The sequence below is a fragment of the Enterococcus plantarum genome (assembly GCF_001730295.1).
GTDB lineage: Bacteria > Bacillota > Bacilli > Lactobacillales > Enterococcaceae > Enterococcus_L > Enterococcus_L plantarum.
In genome coordinates, this window is the sequence record NZ_MIKA01000023.1 from 240,750 (window position 1) to 261,054 (window position 20,305).

A 20,305-nucleotide genomic window follows, 5' to 3' on the forward strand; every position below is an offset into this window, starting at 1 on the left:
CTCCATATTAGAGTGAGACTCTCGCCAAAAATCAGCATGTGTATTGTCCCATTATTTCAATCCACTCACTCCATATTAGAGTGAGACCCAAGATTTCAAGCAAACCGTGGAAAGGTTTCAGATTTCAATCCACTCACTCCATATTAGAGTGAGACGTAAAAGCCTTAAAAGACGAATTAAGAGCTTTTAGGATTTCAATCCACTCACTCCATATTAGAGTGAGACGACACTGTCGGATATTTTACCCTGAAACAAATTATTTCAATCCACTCACTCCATATTAGAGTGAGACTCATTTTTTTGTACCTAAAGCTAAAGCAAAAAAATATTTCAATCCACTCACTCCATATTAGAGTGAGACTGTTGTATTACTCAAATTATTATTGATCGTATCATTTCAATCCACTCACTCCATATTAGAGTGAGACAGAAAATATTTTTTATAAATGTAAAATTATCTCATTTCAATCCACTCACTCCATATTAGAGTGAGACGGGAAAATGGGACGTAGAAAATGACCATATAAGTATTTCAATCCACTCACTCCATATTAGAGTGAGACGCGGACGGCAAGTTTTCAGCGTACTTTGTAATAATAATTTCAATCCACTCACTCCATATTAGAGTGAGACGGGGGTCTTAATTTTTATAACCCCGTGTATGTAGCATTTCAATCCACTCACTCCATATTAGAGTGAGACAGGTTTAACAGATGCGATTAATAATATACTAAGTGATTTCAATCCACTCACTCCATATTAGAGTGAGACTGTGAAAAAATAGGATTATCTTCCATAATTTTTCCATATTCTTGATTTTCTCAAATAAATCTACATAACTATTAAAAAAAGATGAGAAAAATACAGAAATAGCCTTTTTCACCCATAAAGTTTGGTGCGGGTCCCTTAGTGATTTTATGTGTACTTGAGGTTCGCACCAAAATATTAGTCATTCTTTTCCTAATGTTTACTTCCAAAAATCGTCAAAAATTGAAATTGGCATATGACGTTTATGTTGTGTTTTTTTATACCAACTTTCAATCTTTTCTTTTGCTTTTTCTGATACTACTTTTCCTTCGAGGTAGTTGTCGATATCGTCATAAGTGACACCAAGCGCTACTTCATCAGCTACTAAAGGTTTATCATCTTCTAAATCAGCAGTTGGGATTTTCGTATAGAGTTCAGCCGGTGCGCTTAATTCTTTCAGCAATGCCTTGCCTTGACGTTTGTTCAAACGGAATAACGGTAAAATATCTGCTCCGCCATCCCCATATTTAGTATAGAAACCAGTAACATTTTCTGCCGCGTGATCTGTTCCAATGACGGCACCTGCTTTTTCTCCTGCAATTGCATACTGAACGATCATTCGTTGGCGTGCTTTCATATTTCCTTTATTAAAATCATTTATTGAAACTCCAGATTCTTTAAGGGAAAGCACACTTGCGTCGATTGCCGGTTTGATATTTACCCGTAACGACACATCCGGCTCAATAAAGTCTAATGCTTTTTTAGCATCCGCTTCATCAGCCTGCTCTCCATAAGGCAAACGAACAGCGATAAATTGATATGATTCATCCTTAGTTTCATTACGCATCTCTCTCATTGTTAACTGAGCAAGTCTGCCAGCTAGCGTAGAATCTTGACCACCGCTGATTCCTAAAACAAAGGTTTTTAAAAACGGATACTTATATAAATAACTTTTCATAAAATCAATACTTTTTCGGATTTCTTCTTGCGGATCTATTTGCGGCTTTACGCCTAATTCTTCAATAATTACATTCTGTAACGGCTCCATAGAAAATCCCTCCTAATTTAAACACGAAACAAACGAGTTAATCCTACAACAAAAACGGAAATTGCCACTAAAACGTTCTTTGATTCATTGCCAATTTCTCTAATATCATAAAAATTGAGTTGTATAGTTAAATACTGTTTATTTCCCTTCAGTCAATGCTTTTACATCCACACGAACTTTTTCAAGTAAACGCATTTTATGATTCCAACACTCTGTTGATAGATCTACTGGGTATTTTTGTGGGTTAAGATCACGCTTATACTCTTCCCAAAGTGAATCAAGATTTTCTTTCGCATACCGTTTGATTTCTTTTAAGGTTGGCATGTCATAGACACGTTTTCCTTCAACAAAAATATCTTGCAATACCGCTCTCGCTTCAAAATCTCTGACGGTTTTATTGATAAAGGTGTGTACTGGGTGGAACATGTAAATTTCCTCTTGCTCACGAGGATCTTCATCCCATAATGTCACATAATCACCTTCAGATTTCTTGTCTGATTTACGTGTAATACGCCATACTTGTTTTTTCCCAGGTGTTGTAACTTTTTCAGCATTACTGGAAAGTTTGATGGTGTCTTTCATTTGACCATCTTTATCTTCGATTGACACTAATTTAAAGACAGCACCTAGGGCTGGTTGATCATACGCCGTGATCAATTTTGTCCCAACACCCCAAACGTCAATTTTTGCTTTTTGCATTTTTAAACTCAAAATCGTATTTTCGTCTAAGTCATTTGAAGCATAGATTTTAGCCTCTGTGTATCCCGCTTCATCTAATTGTTCACGCACTCGTTTTGAAATATACGCCATGTCCCCACTATCGAGACGGACACCTAGGAAATTGATTTTATCCCCCATCTCCCTCGCTACACGGATTGCACTTGGAACTCCTGATTTTAAAGTATCATAAGTATCGACTAAAAAGACACAATCTTGATGAGTTTGTGCATAAGCTTTAAATGCATCATAATCATTGCCATAAGATTGTACTAAGGAATGAGCATGCGTACCGCTAACTGGAATACCGAAAATTTTACCAGCGCGAACATTGCTTGTCGCATCCGCTCCGCCAATGTATGCGGCACGAGTTCCCCAAACTGCCGCATCTAATTCTTGGGCGCGACGAGTCCCAAATTCCATCAAAGGATCATCACCGATCACAGATTTGATGCGTGCTGCTTTAGTAGCAATCAAGGTTTGGAAATTGACCATATTTAAAAGAGCTGTTTCAATCAATTGACATTGGGCTAATGGACCTTCTACTTGAATCAGTGGTTCATTATTAAAAACCAAATCACCTTCTAATGCAGAACGAACAGTACATTTAAATTCAAACTCTTTTAAGTATGTCAAAAAGTCCTCTGGATACTCTTCTACGTCTCTTAGATATGCGATATCTGTATCTGTAAAAGTTAAGTTTTCTAGATAATCCACCAAGCGTTCCAAGCCAGCGAAAATAGCATACCCATGATTAAAAGGCATCTCCCGAAAATAACATTCAAAAACTGAATGTAGATCTGCTCTGCCTAATTTCCAATACGTTTGCATCATGTTGATTTGATATAAATCTGTATGTAACGTTAAACTATCATCCTTATAAACTTTCTTCATCTCATTATGCCACCCTTTATTTTTTCTAAATTTTAATTCTTATTATATCAAAAAGCTACCTTTTTAACTAAAACCTGATTTTTAAGATAGTTTTTTCTTGAAGATAAAAAACTTACTGAAAAAGTAATTCAATACCACAACTGCCACTTGTGTCACCATCTTTGCCCAAAAATCTGAAATATGCAGCCATTCGATCATTAAAACCATTAATGCCATGTCTACGACAAATGACAAAATACGATACCAATAAAACAATAGCATTTCTCGAATAAAAGAACCAATATCCTCATGATTACTCGCAAAAACAAAATATTTATTGGTGAAAAATGCGAACAACACAGATAAAAACCAGCCGATTGCATTGCTTATTTTATAGTCGATCCCTAAGATATCTTTACAGATGAAAAAAATCACTATATTCACTATCGTTGTTGCTACACCAAAAACCAAATATGATATTACTTCTTTATATTTATGAAATAATTCTTTCAACGTCCACGCTTCCTTTCGTTCCTCTCCTTATTTTATCAAAGATAAGATAGAAATCCTACTGATTTTCTAGTTTATCATCGTTCATTGTTCAATCACTTTCACATAATCAGAGAAAAAAGTTCATTCACCAAACTGATTGACGCTATTCTTTCGTTCATTTAACACATTCTGACTAAACAAAAAACCTTGAAAAAGCCGTCGTCCAACTTTTAGCAAGGTCTCAAATTTTCTTATGACGGATCAACATTTTTTTGAATGACAATGATATCTTTTCTTGGTGCACTGAAAGAATATCCTTTTTGTTGCATGTCATTTTTAACGCCAATATGAACGGTTACTTCTTCTCTTGTTGTATTTAACAACTTTTTAATCACATAATCAATTTCTTTTTTGGTAATCTTCTTTTTAGTGTTAATCATGATGATGTCGATTTTATCAAAGGCATCAGCGTAGACAATTTGAGTCCGGTCTAATGCATATAATTTAAAAAATTTAATCGCTTTTGTACCAAAAACGAACTTAGTGATATTTGGATAAAAATACTCTAAGTCTAGATTTCTATTGATTGGTGTTTCAATTAATTTCATTTGCTCCGCTCCTTCCTAAGTTTAATAGTTTGTCTTGATAACTTTACATAAAAATTTTACTCTTTCCTTGACCCTTTGTAAATCAAAAAAGTGAGTTTTCATTAAAAAATAAAAACTATGTTATGCTATAAAAAAGACTTGACCTTAACGTTAAGTAAAGGTTTATACTCATTTCAAACGGGAGTGAAACAGATGGACTATACGATCAAAAAAAATGCTGAACTATCCGGAGTCAGTACCCGAGCATTACGTTATTATGACGAAATCGACCTGTTAAAACCTGCGTATCTCAATTCTTCTGGTTATCGTATTTACGGAACGAAAGAAATCGACAAGCTGCAGCAAATCCTTTTTTATCGTTCATTAGATTTAAAACTAGAAGTAATCCAAAAACTACTGAACAATCCAAATTACGATCCCGAGCATGCACTACAGGAACATTATCACCAGTTATTGGAAAAGCGTCAACAGCTCGATTATCAGATTCTAACTGTAGAAAAAACAATCCGTTATAAAAAAGGAGAAACGACTATGACAGATAAAGAAAAATTTGTAGGATTCAAACAAGAAAAACGACTAGAAAATGAACAAAGATATGGCAAAGAAATACGTGAAAAATACAGCGAATATACTGTTGAAGCCTCTAATAAAAAATGGTTAAACTTAACAGAAGAAGATTTTGCAGGTATGGAACTTGCTGAGAAGGAGATGTTTGTAGCCTTGAAGATCGTGCTAGACACCAAAGACTATCGATCACAAGAAGCAGAAACAGCCTTCTTGAAACATAGAGAATGGCTTCAATATACTTCACCAGTTTATTCAATAGAAATGCATAGAGGCCTAGGAGAACTATACATTAGTGATGAACGTTTTGCTGCTTACTACGATGACCGAGCAGGAAATTCTGCTGCTCAAACACTAAACCAACTAATTCAACATTTTACACAATAGAGAAATGACTAAACCTATGAATCGTTTTAAGGAGCCTGGGACATAACTAAAAACGTTATGTTTCAGGCTCTTAGTAACCGAATAAACGGTGGGTGCAGAAGCAACTCCTTCGGAAATAAGCCGAAATTCACAAAAATTTGAAGAGCAATTTTCGTGAATTCCTTCTTATTTCTCGGAGTTAAACACTTCTGTTCCAACCTCCTTAAATCTAATGAACGTATTATAAAACATTAGTTTCTTTCTAGATCATTCCCACTAATCCTAAAACATTCCTACAAAAGCCAAACCGAATAAAATTAATAAAAAAATCGTGATTGCTGCCGATTTAAGTCTTCGCTTTCTCTGTTTAGCAATAAAATTAGCATTTTTTAAACGCGCTTGCTTATAACTGTCAGAGTGTTTGATTTGCGTAATATCATAATAGAAAAAATACAGTGGTTGTTCCAGAATATTTTCATCTAATTCATCGGTAAAACCAACTAACAACGTATACTGTCTGATTTTTGATGGGAAATTTCTGCTATTCTTCTTTTTTAGCTTTACATATAATTCTTGATCGCCTAGAAAATAGTAAGATTGATCATCTTCTTGAATTTCGATCGACTCCATTTGTTTAAATTCTTCGGGTAATTGCTTTTCAATCCGTTGAAAATACGCATCAAACACTTCTGCACGTAAGTAACGAAGTAAATAGACGACTGCGCCTAACTCCAGCAAAAATAAAAATACTAAAAGCCATCTAATAAAAAATTCAGATGCCCCGATCCCAATAGCTGTTACCAACATAATGGCTAGTAAAAATAATAAATATTTTTGGTAATGCTTCATATACAACTGTCTGATTCCAGATTGATAATACTGTAAATCATGCGCCACATTCTCTTTTAATTCTTTCATTGTTACTCCCCCAAGTTTTAAATCGATTTCCTACCTAAAGCATCATACTATTTTATAAACCGTTCCTTGCTTTAAGATTCTCACAGAAAGTACTTCCTGACAATCTGCATTTTTATCTGTTAATGATCTCAACGAATCTTGCTACTTGATGATTTCTTCAAAAATGAATGTACCCACGCCACCCTCTAAACAATCACCGATGACCCGCTGACATTGCTCTTTGACAATTTCCTTCGCATTCCCAACTGCAACAGGAATATCGACAACAGCCAACATCGCTAAATCGTTTTCGCCATCACCAATACCATAGCTACGCGCATCTGGGAAATTCTTCATAAATTCTTTGATTGCATTTCCTTTGCTGCTCTTTGGATCGACGATTTCTAAGCATTGTGTAAAGGAAGAAAAAACTTCCGCTGACTCACTACTCAATACCTCACGCAATCGTTCATGTTCCTCATCGCTTGCTTCCATCAATTCTATTTTCATCACTTTTAAGTCTGGATGTTCAGTCAAATAGGTAAAGGGATCTTCCACATGTTGACATTGTTCTTTGAAGAAGGCTTCTTTAAAATCCATGATTTGTTTGCCTGCTTCCCCCATCACTTCAAGTTTTTTCCTCAAGGCTAAAATATTCGCTTCATAATTTTCAACTGGTTTTAAAATGATTCCTTCATTTGTGTGAATATGATAAAAAATATTCCGTGCTTCTAAAATGGCGATGACTCTCTCGCATTCACTCATGGATACACAATGATTATATTGAACGGGTTCACCAACTAATTTATGTCCCCCACCATTACTAAAAATAACATCGCACTCACTGTCTAATTCATCCATCAATTCTGTCAATTGTGCATAACCACGGCCACTGATAAACACAAAATGATCCCCTTGTTTTTGTAATGCGTAAATCGCATCATAATTGACTTTCGGCACTTCGCCAGCCAAATCCTGAAATGTTCCATCTATATCACAAAACACAATGTTCATTCATTAAGCTCCTTTTCTTTATCGGCTCATCACCCCTTTAGGAACAAGATAAAATAAGAGTAAGCCTTTTTATTTCAACTATCTGAGTATAGCATAATTTTTCTGAAAATTTTTAACTTTCTTCAATTTTACAGTTGACCGTTTAAACGAAGAAAGTTAAAAAATCTGTATAAATAGCCGCTAACTACATCGGTTATTTATACAGATTCGCTTAATTGCTGTTTTGACTTTTTGTTCTATTCATACAGGCTTAGTCCGTGTAATCAACGATCGTCGCATAAAGCTCTTTTAACTCCTGCTTACTGTCAAACCCTCCCAATAATGATTGTGACACCTTCTTTTTTTCTACAGCCTCTTTATCATTGCTGTATACTACAGCCTTTGCTGACGTCGGTCGTTTCGCGACTTCTTTGTAATCTTCTTTAAAATGTTGAATTGATCTATTGGACAATTCATTAGACAAGTCAATGATTTCTGTACTTTTTGCTAATAATTCATCATAATTGTCTTTAGGATAGGCTATTTTCTCACCGTAAGTTGTCATTGAAAGACTTTGCGAAGTCAACCGGACTTCTTTTTTCTCTTTATTAAATGAATATTTTAAATCTACTAGCGCAAAAACGCTTAGCTCGTTTCCTTCATTCAAGGGATAATAGGCCCGCACTTTTAGTTCGACACTTGAAGCGTACATTGTATATTCAGAAACTCCTGTTTGCACGCCTTCAGTCATAACATCATTTTGCAGCATCCCTTTGACTTGTGAGATAAACTTTGGAATTTTTACTTTAAACTTGTTTTCTAATAAATCAAAGGCTTCGTTTTCCTTAATTTTAGGATAATCAAACGTTCCAAATGGTTTATCTCGTTTTTCATGCCAGGTAAGCTGCTGATGTTCGACTGGGCCTGTCTGTTTTTTGGAAGAACAGCCACTAATCATTAGCGCACCTACGATTATCACCACACATAAAAGATAGGCGTTTCGTTTCATTATTTGTCCTCTACTTTCTCTGCTTCATTGAACACGACGATTGGAACAGCTTTTGCCTCTTTGAAGACTTCCTTTGCTGGAATCAATTAAACATCACGATCATCTTTTAATTCATATAAACTAACACCTTCAAGTCCGTTTCCAACATAAATTTCTTTACTTTTTTGTTTGATTAATTTTGGAATATCCAAAATTGAATTGTTTTCCATACTCGCTTTGTTCATTGCGCTTTTTAAGACAGTCACAATCGAATGAATCGTTGCAGGGGATAAATTCAAACCTGTTAAATAGTTTATAAACTCTTCAACATCTCGACTTTTCACAATAGTCAATTGCTTTTTCCCTAGAAAAGGAATAATGTATTTATCCATCCGTAAACGGTAACTTGAATATGTTGATCGCTTGATTTTTTTTCGCATCAATACATTTATATATATTTTCACCTTTTCTGCTCAACTTATAACAGCCTTTCCGAAAAATTTTGATGGCTAAAAAATATAAATCTTTTTTCTAAATCTATATCGGTCAATAATTATTGGATAACATACAATCAAAATAGAAGAATTTATCGTTAGATCCAGCCAATTTTTATTTATTACTAAAAATAAACCTCCAGTATTCTCATTTTTTATCAAAATTATTAAAAACGTGATAAAAAACGAACTTGTTCTTTATAGACTGTGTTCTCATTTTGATATAGAATAAATTAGTAGTTCTAATTAGAAAGCGATTACATCTTTGTTAGATTCATTATTTTCTTATAACTGCTACATCCAAGAAAAAAATTTTTGATTTATAGTCAACTTCATTATAACAATAAATATTTTATTTTACACTATTTTATATCAAAATCATATTTTTTATTCGATATACATTACTATTAATAACATATTCACTCTTTCCCATCATGGGTAAAGCCCATTCTTAAAGGATCACCCCCTTAAATGTTATATTCCCTTTCCTATTAATCTTTGAAAAAGAGATTTAATCAATCGCAACCGTCTTTTAGTATTTTTCGAACCTGCAAGAAAAATTTTATGGTAAAATGATATATCTACATAACCTATTGATAAGGAGCATGATTATTGGAAACAAAACCCTTTTTCTCAGGTAGTCAACTAAAATGGATCGCTATCATTGCTATGTTGCTGGATCATACAGCAAAAATTATTTCTTTTCACCCTTTTTTTACACATTCTGTTCCTTATGGGAATGAAACGAGTTCTCTGATTCAACTAAGCCAAGAAATCTTTCCAATTTTTATTCTGATTGGAAGGCTTGCTTTTCCTTTATTCTGTTTTTTATTAGTAGAGGGATTTATCCATACTTCAAATACTAAAAAGTATCTGATCCGTTTGTGTCTATTTGCTTTAGTTTCTGAGATACCGTATGATTTGGCTTTTTCTCATCAAGTCATTGATCTAGAAAGTCAAAATGTCTTTTTCACATTGTTGATTGGTTTATTGGTAATCATTGGGTTGGAGAAATTACAAGATTACTCCATAAAAAATGTGCTATTCTCTATTGCTATTGTTGGGACTGGAATTTATTTAGCCGAATGGCTGCGAAGTGATTATGGTGGTTGGATTGGTATTTTGTTGATTGTCGTTTTATATCTATTAAGAGATTTTCTGCTATTAAAATGTCTTTTAGGGGCATTGGTCCTTTTACAAAATAGTTGGTTTGGGCTATTTGCCTTTATCCTGATCTATTTTTACAATGGACAACGCGGAAAACAGTGGAAATATTTTTTTTATTGGTTTTATCCAGTTCATTTGTTGGTATTAATAGGGATTCAACAGTTTTTGATTATTCCTCATTTCACCTAAGTATAAAATCAAAAAGCAGTTTAACATTGTTACATGTTAAACTGCTTTTTGATTTAGCTATTGCTTGATTACATCATACCGCCCATTCCCATAGAAGGGTCCATTGGTGGCATACCACTTGCTCCTGCCGGTTCTGGTTTATCTGCGACAACTGCTTCTGTTGTTAATAACAAGGCAGCTACTGATGCAGCGTTTTGTAATGCTGAACGCGTTACTTTCGTTGGATCAACGATTCCAGCTTCGACCATGTTTACCCATTCGCCATTAGCAGCATTAAACCCAGTACCTAACTCGATATTTTTTAATTTATCAACGATTACTGAGCCTTCATATCCAGCATTTTCAGCAATTTGACGGATTGGTTCTTCTAAAGCACGAACAACGATTTTCACACCAGTTGCTACATCGCCTTCTGCCTCTAAAGCAGCTACTTTTCCGATAACATTTACAAGCGCTGTACCACCACCAGAAACCATACCTTCTTCAACGGCAGCACGAGTAGCATTCAATGCATCTTCAATACGTAATTTTAATTCTTTTAATTCTGTTTCAGTTGCAGCACCAACTTTAACTACCGCAACACCACCAGCTAATTTAGCCAAGCGTTCTTGTAATTTTTCACGGTCAAAATCAGATGTTGTTTCTGCAATTTGATTTTTGATCAATTGAACTCGAGCATCGATACCAGCTTTTTCACCAGCGCCTTCAACAATCGTTGTATTGTCTTTGTCTACAACAACTTTGCTTGCATTTCCAAGATTTTCGATTGTTGTATCTTTTAATTCAAGACCTAGATCGTCAGTGATTACTGTGGCTCCTGTTAACATAGCAATATCTTCAAGCATTGCTTTACGACGATCACCAAATCCTGGTGCTTTTACAGCAACAACATTGAATGTTCCACGAATTTTATTTAAAACAAGTGTTGGTAAAGCTTCTCCATCAACATCATCAGCAATAATTAATAATGGACGGCTTTGTTGTAAAATTTGTTCTAACAAAGGCAAGATATCTTGAATATTAGAGATTTTTTTATCTGTAATTAAGATATATGGATTTTCTAAGACAGCTTCCATTTTATCATTGTCTGTTACCATGTATTGAGATAAGTAACCACGGTCAAATTGCATTCCTTCAACTACGTCTAGTTCAGTTTCGATTCCTTTTGATTCTTCGATTGTGATGACACCATCGTTACCGACTTTTTCCATTGCATCCGCAATTAATTGTCCTACACGGTCAGAACCAGAAGAAACAGCAGCAACTTGTGCAATTGCTTCTTTTGAATCTACAACTGTTGAAATGTTGTGTAACTCTTCGACTGCCGTTTTTGTAGCCAATTCGATACCACGACGAATTCCTAGAGGATTCGCACCAGCAGTTACATTTTTCAATCCTTCACGAACGATAGCTTGGGTCAATACTGTTGCAGTAGTTGTTCCATCTCCAGCGATATCATTTGTTTTAGAAGCAACTTCAGAAACTAATTTCGCCCCCATATTTTCAAAATGATCTTCTAGTTCGATTTCTTTTGCAATCGTAACACCATCATTTGTAATAAGTGGTGATCCAAATGATTTTTCTAAAACAACGTTACGGCCTTTAGGACCTAATGTTACTTTTACTGTGTCTGCTAAAATATCTACTCCACGAAGCATTGCTGCACGTGCATCTTCTGCAAATTTGATTTCTTTTGCCATAATTCCTTCACCTCAAAAATTTTATTTTTTCTATTTAAAATGGTTTTTTTATTAAAAATGGATTACTCAACAATCGCAATGATGTCTTTACCAGAAACGATCAAATAATCATTTCCTTCATATTTAACTTCTGTTCCTGAATATTTTTCAAACATTACTGTGTCGCCTTCTTTAACATCGGCAGGAACTTTTGTACCGTTTTCTAATACACGGCCTTCACCTACTGCGATAACTTTTCCTGTCTGAGGCTTTTCTTTAGCAGCTGATGCTAAGACGATTCCTCCTACTGTTTTTTCTTCTTCTTTCGCGACTTCAATAACGACGCGATCGCTTAATGGTTTTAACACAATAAATCCCTCCATAAAAAAATATTTATCTTTTTAGCACTCTTAGTTATCGAGTGCTAACTCACACTATTTATAATACTCATTTCCTTTTCATTTTGCAAGTCTTTTGACTAATTTTATTCAATAATCGGTCAAAGAACGAAAGTTTCTGTTCTTAAATTGATATATTTCTTTTCTACCGTTCATTTCATGGTAAAATAAGAACAGAAAGAGAGGCGATTGAAATGAAACAAAGAATTACAGGAGCTTTAACAATAACAGCACTTTACCTCATCATTGCGAATGTTGGTAATTTCTTTTTTGGAGTAAGCAGGCGTTTCGACTGGACAACGACATTATGGGAAGCAGCCTTTTTCTTCGTATTTATCTTTCTGCTATTAGGCTATCGCAATAATCATAAAAAATAATAGTCATACGAAACAAATGTCAACTATGGTATACTTTTTACATTCTGCAATTAATGAAAGGAGTTTTCTGTTTATATGCCTAAAAATATGTCTATAAAAAAAGTAAGTTTATCCATGGTCCTTCTATACGGACTTGTATTTTTTTCTCCCTATATTTTTAGCCCTTTTTCATCTGATATCGTAATCAGTGGTACAACCTTCACTTATATCTTAGGTGCTGGCTTGATGATTTGGCTCTACATTATAAATAAAAATACTGCCGTTACAACAGTAGAAAAGGAAGCCAAATTGACTTCACCCGTTTTCATCTACTTACTAGGTGTCAGTGGTATTTTCTTAGCAATGATTATTCAAGCCGTCGTTTTTGGTATCGAAACAGCGATTACAGGTGCAGAACCTAGTTCACAAAATACACAAAATATTATTGCCGTTATTCTAGCGAATCCTTTGTTTATCCTAGCAACTACGATTGGTGGTCCTATCATGGAAGAATTTGTTTTTCGTCGTTCTTTGATTGGTTTGACTGAAACGTACACTGGTTTTTGGATTGCGGCAATCATTAGTTCTTCTTTATTCTCTGTTATTCATCAAGATGGTCATTTCTTTGTCTATTTTTTCATGGGCTTCTTCTTTGCTCTATTATATAAAATGACTGGGAAAATTTGGACCTCGATCATCGCTCATTGTGGCATGAATACGCTAGTTGTGATTGCTCAACTCGTTATGCATTACGCAAATATTGAATTACCTAAATAAAAAAATTCCCCTATGATTGCCTTTTTTAAGGAGTGCAACCATAGGGGTTTTATATTATTCTTTTTCGTCTTCGATTTCAGTATCAGCTAATTCATTATCATGATGCAAGAAGTAAATCAACGTTTGTAATTCGTTGGTCAAATCAACATTTTGAATCAACACATCTGTTGGTGCTACTAAACGAGCTGCTGTAAAGTTCAGAATCCCTTTAACCCCAGCATCTGCTAATTGACTAACCACTTCTTGTGCTTTTCTTGCTGGAAGGGTCAAAATTGCGACCTCAATTTGCTGTATGCGAATCTGTTCCATCATATCCGTCATTGGATAAACCGGAATACCATCTACGATTCTGCCAACGATGTCGTCGTTAACATCAAATGCGCAGCTGACACGAATACTGTTACTTTGATGAAATTTATACTTCAATAAGGCACTTCCTAAGTTACCTACACCAATCAAAGCTACATTGGTTAGCTCATCATCATTCAATGTTTTTGCAAAGAAATTCATCAAGTTTTCCACATCGTAACCATAACCACGCTTGCCTAATTCGCCAAAATAAGAAAAATCTCGTCGAATTGTTGCACTGTCTACTTGTACTGCTTCACTTAGTTCAGTAGATGAAACTTTATTTTTGCCTGCATCATGCAGAATTCTCAAATAACGATAATATAGGGGAAGGCGTCTTGCCGTTGCTTTTGGAATAATTTGGTCTTTCACAATCGTACCTCCAATACTCTAAATATACACAAATATCCATCTCTCATAATAGCAGTTGTTCCAGATAAAAAGCAATCTTACAGCTCAAAAAAAGCAATATTTTTCAAACTTTCTTAAAATTGTTCTGATTATTTTTCTCTCTAGTCGCTGGATGGATGCTTTTTCCGGTCAATTTATGCTACACTTAGGGCATTGAAATAGAAATGAGGTTACAACATGATTTTACTCCAAGCAAATCAAATCGCCCGTTATTTCGGCGCAAACACTTTGTTTGATAACATACAAATGGAAATCAGTACAAATAGCCGAATAGCTTTAGTTGGCCGTAACGGTGCTGGTAAATCTACTCTGCTAAAAATAATCGCAGGAATCGACGCACCTGATGCTGGTACGATTGCTAAAAATAAAACAGCCAGTCTGGGTTATTTAGCCCAAAATACTGGACTTGATTCAGATAAGACCGTTTGGGATGAAATGCTAGAAGCTTTTGTAGAAGTCATCACACTGGAAAAACGAATGCGTGAACTTGAATTGATTATCAGTGAACTGCTGCCTGATGATTCAAAATATGAATCGATTATGAAAGAATATGATCGCTTGCAACATGACTTTTCAGAAAAAAATGGTTATGGCTATGAAAATGAGATTCGGTCAGTTTTGCATGGTTTTGGATTTAAAGAAGAATTTTATTCAAAAAATATCAGTACATTATCGGGGGGGCAAAAAACACGTTTAGCTTTAGCGCGGATGTTACTGCAAAAACCAGATATTCTGATTCTGGATGAACCGACTAACCACTTAGACATTGATACCCTTTCATGGTTAGAGAATTATTTGCCTAGCTACTCTGGAGCCCTCTTGATAGTTTCACATGACCGATATTTTCTAGATAAAGTAGTGTCTGAAGTTTATGAAATCAGTCGCCACAAAATGCGTTATTACAAAGGCAATTACTCAAAATATTTAGCATTAAAAGCAGAGCAACTGACTAGTGAATGGAAAGCCTACGAGAAACAACAAACCGAAATCAACAAATTGGAAGATTTCGTAGCCCGAAATTTAGTCAGAGCATCCACAACTAAAAGAGCACAAAGTCGTAGAAAAACCCTAGAGAAAATGGAGCGTTTAGACCGACCTCAAGGCGATGAAAAATCAGCTAATTTTCTTTTTGCCATCGAGAAAGTTTCTGGAAATGTTGTCCTCCAAGTAGAAGACGCTGCGATAGGTTATGACAGCCATATCCTATCAGAACCTGTTTCACTCGATATACGTCGTCAAGAAGCCATTGCTTTAGTTGGACCTAACGGAATCGGCAAATCGACTTTATTAAAATCGATCATTGGAACGATTCCTTTCATTAAGGGAAATGCAACATTAGGAACGAATGTTCAAATTGGTTATTATGACCAAGAGCAAGCGAACTTGCATGGGACAAAAACAGTTTTAGCTGAACTTTGGGATGAGCATCCTACTACACCCGAAAAGGATATTCGTAATATTCTAGGCAGTTTTTTATTCAGTGGAAATGATGTCGAAAAAACCATCCCTCTTCTAAGTGGTGGAGAAAAAGCGCGCGTTGCCCTAGCAAAATTATCAATGGATAAAGAAAACTTCTTGATTCTTGATGAACCGACAAACCATTTAGATATCGATAATAAAGAAGTTTTGGAAAATGCTTTGATTGATTACGAAGGAACCCTTCTTTTTGTTTCACATGACCGTTATTTCATAAATCGTATTGCAACGAAAGTCATTGAACTATCTGAGTCTGGTAGCAAACTTTATTTGGGCGATTATGATTACTATTTAGAGAAGAAAAAAGAAGAAGAAGAATTGGCTACACTATTAGCTGAGCAATCCTCTGTAAAACAAGCTGAAATTGCAAAACCTAAAAATGATTTTTATCAAAATAAAGAACAACAAAAAATCTTACGTCATTTAAATCGTAAAATAACACAAATCGAAGAAAACTTAGCAGCATTGGACACAACGATAGCACAATTAGAACAATCGATGAGTGATCCCGCACTTGTGGATGATCATATGCAGCTAATGTCATTAAATGAAGAATTAGAATCACAGCGGTCACAACAAGAACAATTGCTGACTGACTGGGAAAATTTTAGCTTAGAACTTGAAGAAGCAGAAGAAAATAATTGACGAAAGGCAGGTTTCATATGACTTTAAAACGTATGAATGTAACGAAACCTAAGTATCAGCAAATTGCTGTAGATGTCGCAGCTAAGATTGCTGATCAAACATTTACAGTTGGAGACAAAATTCATGCACGCTCTACTCTGGCAAATAAATACAGTGTTTCTCCTGAGACAGCCCGAAAGGCAATCAGTGTCTTAGTTGATTTGGAAATTGTCCAAGCGAAACACGGTAGTGGGTTTTATGTTCACTCAATGGAAAAAGCCAAGCTCTTCGTCGACCAATACCAAGATGTCCAATCGATTCATGATTTAAAAGATGATCTGATTGCGAGTGTTAAAAAACAAAAAGAAGAGTTAAGTCAATTCTCGGAAATACTGGATAAACTTGTTGACCAGACGAAGCGTTTTGATTCACTCAATCCATTAAATCCAGTAACATATACACTGACCGACGAAGCATCTCACCTTGAAATGACAATCAGTGAATTAAACCTGTGGCAAAGTACTTCTGCTACTTTGATCGCAATCAAACATGGGGATGAATTACTTGTTTCTCCTGGTCCGTATGCAAAACTTACCTCTGGCGATACAATTTATTTCGTTGGTCATGAATCAACATTACAGCGTGTTCAGAATTTTTTCTATCCTAATTCATAATACAAAAAGAACAGTTGAACTCTTTAAAGTTTGACTGTTCTTTTTAGTTTCTCATCTAAATGCCCCTAATTTGACAAAGTGACTACACGATGTTAATCTAGAATGGTCACTTTTTTTACAGAAAAGAAAATGATTTTCTTTACATGTAAATAAAGTTTTAATGTTAGCTAGTTTCATCAGCTAGTCTTTCAGGATGGAAAAAAATGTCGAAATCTTTTTTCCCTATTTTCTCGAAGAGACTGAACGATTTTACTACGCTTATAGAGTTATCTAGCTTCGGAGCTGGACGAACCTACTCAGCTTTTAAAAATAAGGAGGAATTTTGTTTTGCCCAAAGTAAAAGTATCGCATTTAACAAAAATATTCGGTAAAAAATCAAAACAAGCACTGGAAATGATCAAAGAAAACAAAGATAAGACCGAAATCTTGAAAAAGACCGGTGCTACAGTCGGAGTTTACGATGTCAATTTTGAAGTAGAAGAAGGAGAGATTTTCGTTATAATGGGTCTTTCTGGTAGTGGTAAATCTACCTTGATCCGTTTATTGAATCGTTTGATCGAACCAACTTCAGGAGATATTTTTATCGATAACCAAGAAATTGCAAAATTGGATAAAGAAGGACTTAGAGAGGTTCGTCGAAATAAGATGAGCATGGTTTTCCAAAATTTTGGTCTCTTCCCTCACCGTACAATTTTGGAAAATACGGAATACGGTTTAGAAGTACGTGGCGTTCCAAAAGAAGAGCGAACGGCTAAAGCAGAAAAAGCGTTGGAAAATTCGAGTTTATTAGCTTTTAAAGATCAGTTTCCTAATCAATTATCTGGTGGGATGCAACAGCGTGTCGGATTAGCTAGAGCCTTAGCTAACGATCCAGAAATTTTGCTGATGGATGAAGCCTTTTCCGCTCTTGATCCATTGATTCGTCGAGAAATGCAAGATGAGTTAGTCGATTTACAGGACAACGTGAAAAAGACGATCATCTTTATCACACATGATTTGAATGAAGCGTTACGTATCGGTGACCGAATTGCTTTAATGAAAGATGGTCAAATCATGCAAATTGGTACTGGTGAAGAAATTTTAACAAATCCAGCTAATGACTACGTTCGTACGTTCGTCGAAGATGTAGACCGTTCGAAAGTTTTAACCGCTCAAAATATTATGGTGCCAGCATTAACAACAAATATAGAAATCGATGGTCCAACCGTTGCTTTGACTCGTATGCGTCAAGAAGAAGTCAGTATGCTTTTAGCCGTTGATAAAAAACGTCAATTAAAAGGTGTAGTTAGAGCTGAGCGTGCACTAGAAGCTCGTAAAGCAGGTAAACCTTTAACTGATTATGTGGATGCAGATATCACTACAATCGATAAAGATATGCTCGTGAATGATATCTTCCCAATCATCTATGATTCACCTACACCAGTTGCTGTAACGGACAACAATAAATTGCTTGGCGTCGTCATTCGAGGCAGTGTTCTTGAAGCATTAGCAGAAACAGAGGTGAATATCAATGAATAACTATCAATTACCAGTCGCAAATTGGGTCGAAACGATCACAGAATGGATGACAAATACTTTTTCTGGTGTGTTCAGTTTCTTCCAATCAACAGGTCAAAGTTTAATGGATGGCATTACATCACTACTCGTTATGATTCCACCATTACTATTTATTCTTATCATAACAGCAATTGCATACTTTATATCTAATAGAAAAATTGGGTTGAGTTTGTTTACATTAATTGGGTTACTTTTCATTTATAACCAAAATTTATGGACAGATTTAATGAGTACCGTAACGTTAGTTTTACTATCTAGTGTCGTTTCTATTGTAATCGGAGTGCCACTTGGTATTTTAATGGCAAAAAGCAATAAAGCACAAAGTATTATTACACCTATTTTAGATTTCATGCAAACAATGCCAGGATTTGTTTATTTAATTCCTGCAGTTGCATTTTTCGGAATCGGTATGGTACCTGGGGTGTTTGCCTCAGTAATTTTTGCTTTACCGCCTACCGTTCGTTTTACCAATCTTGGTATTCGCCAAGTACCGAAAGAATTAGTTGAAGCTTCTGATTCATTTGGTAGCACAGGATGGCAAAAACTATTCAAACTTGAATTACCATTGGCTAAAAGTACAATCATGGCTGGAGTCAACCAAACAACAATGTTGGCACTTTCAATGGTGGTTATCGCCTCAATGATCGGAGCTCCTGGCCTAGGTCGTGGTGTTCTATCTGCCCTACAACGTGCTCAAGTCGGAAATGGATTTGTTAACGGTGTTGCTTTAGTAATTCTAGCAATTATCATCGATCGCTTTACGCAAAATTTAAATAAGAAAAAATCAACGACAGTAAAATCAAAACTATCTAAAAATCAAAAAATTGGCGGAATCGTGATTGCGGTTGTTGCTATCATTGCTTTGATTGGTGGTTCAACTCTTTTCACATCTGCTAAAAACGATGAAAAAACTATTTCTCTTTCTTATGTAGAATGGGATACAGAAGTTGCCTCTACTCACGTTGTCGGTGAAGTCCTAAAAGATATCGGCTACAATGTGTCGTTAACACCTTTGGACAATGCTATTATGTGGGAATCAATCTCAAAAGGTGAAACAGATGCAATGGTTGCTGCATGGCTTCCTGGAACTCACGGAGAGCAATACAAACAATACAAAGACAAAGTAGAGGACTTAGGTGAAAACCTAAAAGGTGCTAAACTTGGTATCGTTGTTCCACAATACATGGATGTCGACTCGATCGAAGAGTTAAGCGATCAAGCTGGTAAAAAAATCACCGGTATCGAACCTGGTGCAGGTGTCGTTGCAGCCGCTGAAAAAACGCAAAAAGCGTATAACAACTTATCTGATTGGTCTGTTGAAACCTCTTCTTCTGGTGCAATGACCGTTGCGCTTGGACAAGCTATCAAAAATAAAGAAGATATTGTTATTACTGGTTGGTCTCCTCACTGGATGTTTGCTAAATACGATCTTAAATATTTAGAAGATCCAAAAGGAACCATGGGAACAGAAGAAGCAATCCATACAATGGCTAGAAAAGGGTTAGAAAAAGAAAGTCCTGAAGCCTATAATGTATTGAAAAACTTCCATTGGACAAAAGAAGATATGGAATCAGTTATGTTAGAAATCAATAACGGAACTGATCCAACTCAAGCTGCTAGAAATTGGATCGACAGTCATTCAAAAGAAGTTGCTGAGTGGAAAAAATAAAAAAAGAACTGATCACAATAAAAGTGGTCAGTTCTTTTTTATGTATAAGGTACGATTCGAAGATTTCCTTAAACCATTCTGCTACACAAATCTTAGAAATATCCGTATAGTTTGTTTCGCTAATTCATCTGTCAGCTACTCTCTATTTTTATTGATATCTTCCAATGCATCTTCTATCTCTAAGCCATCCGTA

Annotated in this window: 19 protein-coding genes and 1 CRISPR repeat array (1 of these 20 running past the window's edge); of the genes, 8 read left to right on the plus strand and 11 right to left on the minus strand. The window is 35.4% G+C overall.

The genetic code is table 11. The annotated features are described in order from the left end of the window. A CRISPR array of direct repeats spans positions 1 to 771; the repeat unit is 34 nt; unit sequence ATTTCAATCCACTCACTCCATATTAGAGTGAGAC (it extends 292 nt beyond the left edge of the window). A 196-nt stretch (positions 772 to 967) separates the two neighbouring features. From nadE to BCR22_RS09385, 4 genes are all read right to left on the minus strand, one after another. Further along, the gene (gene nadE, locus BCR22_RS09370; RefSeq protein WP_069654661.1) at positions 968 to 1,795 is read right to left on the minus strand and encodes an ammonia-dependent NAD(+) synthetase; all 828 of its coding nucleotides are present in this window, start codon (positions 1,793 to 1,795) and stop codon (positions 968 to 970) included. A gap of 138 nt (positions 1,796 to 1,933) precedes the next feature. Further along, on the minus strand, positions 1,934 to 3,406 hold the full coding sequence (locus tag BCR22_RS09375; protein ID WP_069654662.1) for a nicotinate phosphoribosyltransferase: 1,473 nt from the start codon (positions 3,404 to 3,406) through the stop codon (positions 1,934 to 1,936). Between the two features lie 81 nt (positions 3,407 to 3,487). Continuing rightward, positions 3,488 to 3,898: a GtrA family protein gene (locus BCR22_RS09380; protein ID WP_069654663.1), complete on the minus strand. Its 411-nt coding sequence runs from the start codon at positions 3,896 to 3,898 to the stop codon at positions 3,488 to 3,490. 230 nt (positions 3,899 to 4,128) lie between these two features. Next, entirely contained in the window at positions 4,129 to 4,485 is a 357-nt protein-coding gene (locus BCR22_RS09385; protein WP_069654664.1) for a DUF1827 family protein, read from the minus strand. A 192-nt stretch (positions 4,486 to 4,677) separates the two neighbouring features. Here BCR22_RS09385 and BCR22_RS09390 point away from each other — a divergent pair, with 192 nt between their 5' ends. After that, positions 4,678 to 5,436: a MerR family transcriptional regulator gene (locus BCR22_RS09390; protein ID WP_069654665.1), complete on the plus strand. Its 759-nt coding sequence runs from the start codon at positions 4,678 to 4,680 to the stop codon at positions 5,434 to 5,436. A gap of 261 nt (positions 5,437 to 5,697) precedes the next feature. Here BCR22_RS09390 and BCR22_RS09395 read toward each other — a convergent pair whose 3' ends face one another. The 4 genes from BCR22_RS09395 to BCR22_RS15735 all read right to left on the minus strand — a co-directional run bounded on the left by BCR22_RS09395 (position 5,698) and on the right by BCR22_RS15735 (position 8,757). Continuing rightward, entirely contained in the window at positions 5,698 to 6,333 is a 636-nt protein-coding gene (locus tag BCR22_RS09395; RefSeq protein ID WP_205634361.1) for a hypothetical protein, read from the minus strand. Between the two features lie 141 nt (positions 6,334 to 6,474). Next, positions 6,475 to 7,326 (minus strand): HAD-IIB family hydrolase, encoded by an 852-nt coding sequence (locus BCR22_RS09400; RefSeq protein ID WP_069654666.1) that lies wholly within the window; start codon positions 7,324 to 7,326, stop codon positions 6,475 to 6,477. 250 nt (positions 7,327 to 7,576) lie between these two features. Then, complete coding sequence (locus BCR22_RS09405) at positions 7,577 to 8,314, minus strand: hypothetical protein (protein ID WP_069654667.1); 738 nt, start codon at positions 8,312 to 8,314, stop codon at positions 7,577 to 7,579. A gap of 86 nt (positions 8,315 to 8,400) precedes the next feature. After that, on the minus strand, positions 8,401 to 8,757 hold the full coding sequence (locus BCR22_RS15735; RefSeq protein ID WP_240485870.1) for a tyrosine-type recombinase/integrase: 357 nt from the start codon (positions 8,755 to 8,757) through the stop codon (positions 8,401 to 8,403). Positions 8,758 to 9,399: 642 nt separating this feature from the next. Between BCR22_RS15735 and BCR22_RS09415 the strand changes: the two genes are divergently transcribed. Continuing rightward, the gene (locus BCR22_RS09415) at positions 9,400 to 10,143 is read left to right on the plus strand and encodes a TraX family protein (protein WP_069654669.1); all 744 of its coding nucleotides are present in this window, start codon (positions 9,400 to 9,402) and stop codon (positions 10,141 to 10,143) included. A 68-nt stretch (positions 10,144 to 10,211) separates the two neighbouring features. Here BCR22_RS09415 and groL read toward each other — a convergent pair whose 3' ends face one another. Both groL and groES read right to left on the minus strand, forming a co-directional pair. Continuing rightward, entirely contained in the window at positions 10,212 to 11,843 is a 1,632-nt protein-coding gene (groL, locus tag BCR22_RS09420; RefSeq protein ID WP_069654670.1) for a chaperonin GroEL, read from the minus strand. A 62-nt stretch (positions 11,844 to 11,905) separates the two neighbouring features. Beyond that, positions 11,906 to 12,190, minus strand: coding sequence for a co-chaperone GroES (groES, locus tag BCR22_RS09425; protein WP_069654671.1), 285 nt, complete (start codon positions 12,188 to 12,190; stop codon positions 11,906 to 11,908). Positions 12,191 to 12,414: 224 nt separating this feature from the next. Here groES and BCR22_RS09430 point away from each other — a divergent pair, with 224 nt between their 5' ends. Further along, positions 12,415 to 12,597, plus strand: a complete 183-nt coding sequence (locus tag BCR22_RS09430; RefSeq protein WP_069654672.1) for a hypothetical protein — start codon at positions 12,415 to 12,417, stop codon at positions 12,595 to 12,597. Positions 12,598 to 12,684: 87 nt separating this feature from the next. Continuing rightward, positions 12,685 to 13,353: a CPBP family intramembrane glutamic endopeptidase gene (locus tag BCR22_RS09435; protein ID WP_069654701.1), complete on the plus strand. Its 669-nt coding sequence runs from the start codon at positions 12,685 to 12,687 to the stop codon at positions 13,351 to 13,353. 54 nt (positions 13,354 to 13,407) lie between these two features. Here BCR22_RS09435 and BCR22_RS09440 read toward each other — a convergent pair whose 3' ends face one another. Beyond that, complete coding sequence (locus tag BCR22_RS09440) at positions 13,408 to 14,073, minus strand: redox-sensing transcriptional repressor Rex (RefSeq protein ID WP_069654673.1); 666 nt, start codon at positions 14,071 to 14,073, stop codon at positions 13,408 to 13,410. A gap of 216 nt (positions 14,074 to 14,289) precedes the next feature. On the opposite strand from BCR22_RS09440, the gene BCR22_RS09445 reads away from it, so the two are divergent. The 4 genes from BCR22_RS09445 (at position 14,290) to BCR22_RS09460 (ending at position 20,112) form a co-directional block, all read left to right on the plus strand. Continuing rightward, positions 14,290 to 16,233 carry an ABC-F family ATP-binding cassette domain-containing protein gene (locus BCR22_RS09445; protein ID WP_069654674.1) on the plus strand — a complete coding sequence of 648 codons (1,944 nt, stop codon included), beginning with the start codon at positions 14,290 to 14,292 and terminating at the stop codon, positions 16,231 to 16,233. Between the two features lie 17 nt (positions 16,234 to 16,250). Continuing rightward, positions 16,251 to 16,886 carry a GntR family transcriptional regulator gene (locus tag BCR22_RS09450; protein WP_069654702.1) on the plus strand — a complete coding sequence of 212 codons (636 nt, stop codon included), beginning with the start codon at positions 16,251 to 16,253 and terminating at the stop codon, positions 16,884 to 16,886. A 327-nt stretch (positions 16,887 to 17,213) separates the two neighbouring features. Beyond that, complete coding sequence (locus tag BCR22_RS09455) at positions 17,214 to 18,404, plus strand: quaternary amine ABC transporter ATP-binding protein (protein WP_069654675.1); 1,191 nt, start codon at positions 17,214 to 17,216, stop codon at positions 18,402 to 18,404. Beyond that, complete coding sequence (locus BCR22_RS09460; protein WP_069654676.1) at positions 18,397 to 20,112, plus strand: ABC transporter permease/substrate binding protein; 1,716 nt, start codon at positions 18,397 to 18,399, stop codon at positions 20,110 to 20,112. Before BCR22_RS09455 ends, BCR22_RS09460 begins: the two co-directional genes overlap by 8 nt. Positions 20,113 to 20,305: the final 193 nt, after the last annotated feature.

Coding starts and splice junctions, on each gene's coding strand:
- nadE (WP_069654661.1), bottom strand. CDS start 1,795: ATGGAGCCGTTACAGAATGTAATTATTGAAGAATTAGGCGTAAAGCCG.
- BCR22_RS09375 (WP_069654662.1), bottom strand. CDS start 3,406: ATGAAGAAAGTTTATAAGGATGATAGTTTAACGTTACATACAGATTTA.
- BCR22_RS09385 (WP_069654664.1), bottom strand. CDS start 4,485: ATGAAATTAATTGAAACACCAATCAATAGAAATCTAGACTTAGAGTAT.
- BCR22_RS09390 (WP_069654665.1), top strand. CDS start 4,678: ATGGACTATACGATCAAAAAAAATGCTGAACTATCCGGAGTCAGTACC.
- BCR22_RS09395 (WP_205634361.1), bottom strand. CDS start 6,333: ATGAAAGAATTAAAAGAGAATGTGGCGCATGATTTACAGTATTATCAA.
- BCR22_RS09400 (WP_069654666.1), bottom strand. CDS start 7,326: ATGAACATTGTGTTTTGTGATATAGATGGAACATTTCAGGATTTGGCT.
- BCR22_RS09405 (WP_069654667.1), bottom strand. CDS start 8,314: ATGAAACGAAACGCCTATCTTTTATGTGTGGTGATAATCGTAGGTGCG.
- groL (WP_069654670.1), bottom strand. CDS start 11,843: ATGGCAAAAGAAATCAAATTTGCAGAAGATGCACGTGCAGCAATGCTT.
- BCR22_RS09430 (WP_069654672.1), top strand. CDS start 12,415: ATGAAACAAAGAATTACAGGAGCTTTAACAATAACAGCACTTTACCTC.
- BCR22_RS09435 (WP_069654701.1), top strand. CDS start 12,685: ATGTCTATAAAAAAAGTAAGTTTATCCATGGTCCTTCTATACGGACTT.
- BCR22_RS09445 (WP_069654674.1), top strand. CDS start 14,290: ATGATTTTACTCCAAGCAAATCAAATCGCCCGTTATTTCGGCGCAAAC.
- BCR22_RS09450 (WP_069654702.1), top strand. CDS start 16,251: ATGACTTTAAAACGTATGAATGTAACGAAACCTAAGTATCAGCAAATT.
- BCR22_RS09460 (WP_069654676.1), top strand. CDS start 18,397: ATGAATAACTATCAATTACCAGTCGCAAATTGGGTCGAAACGATCACA.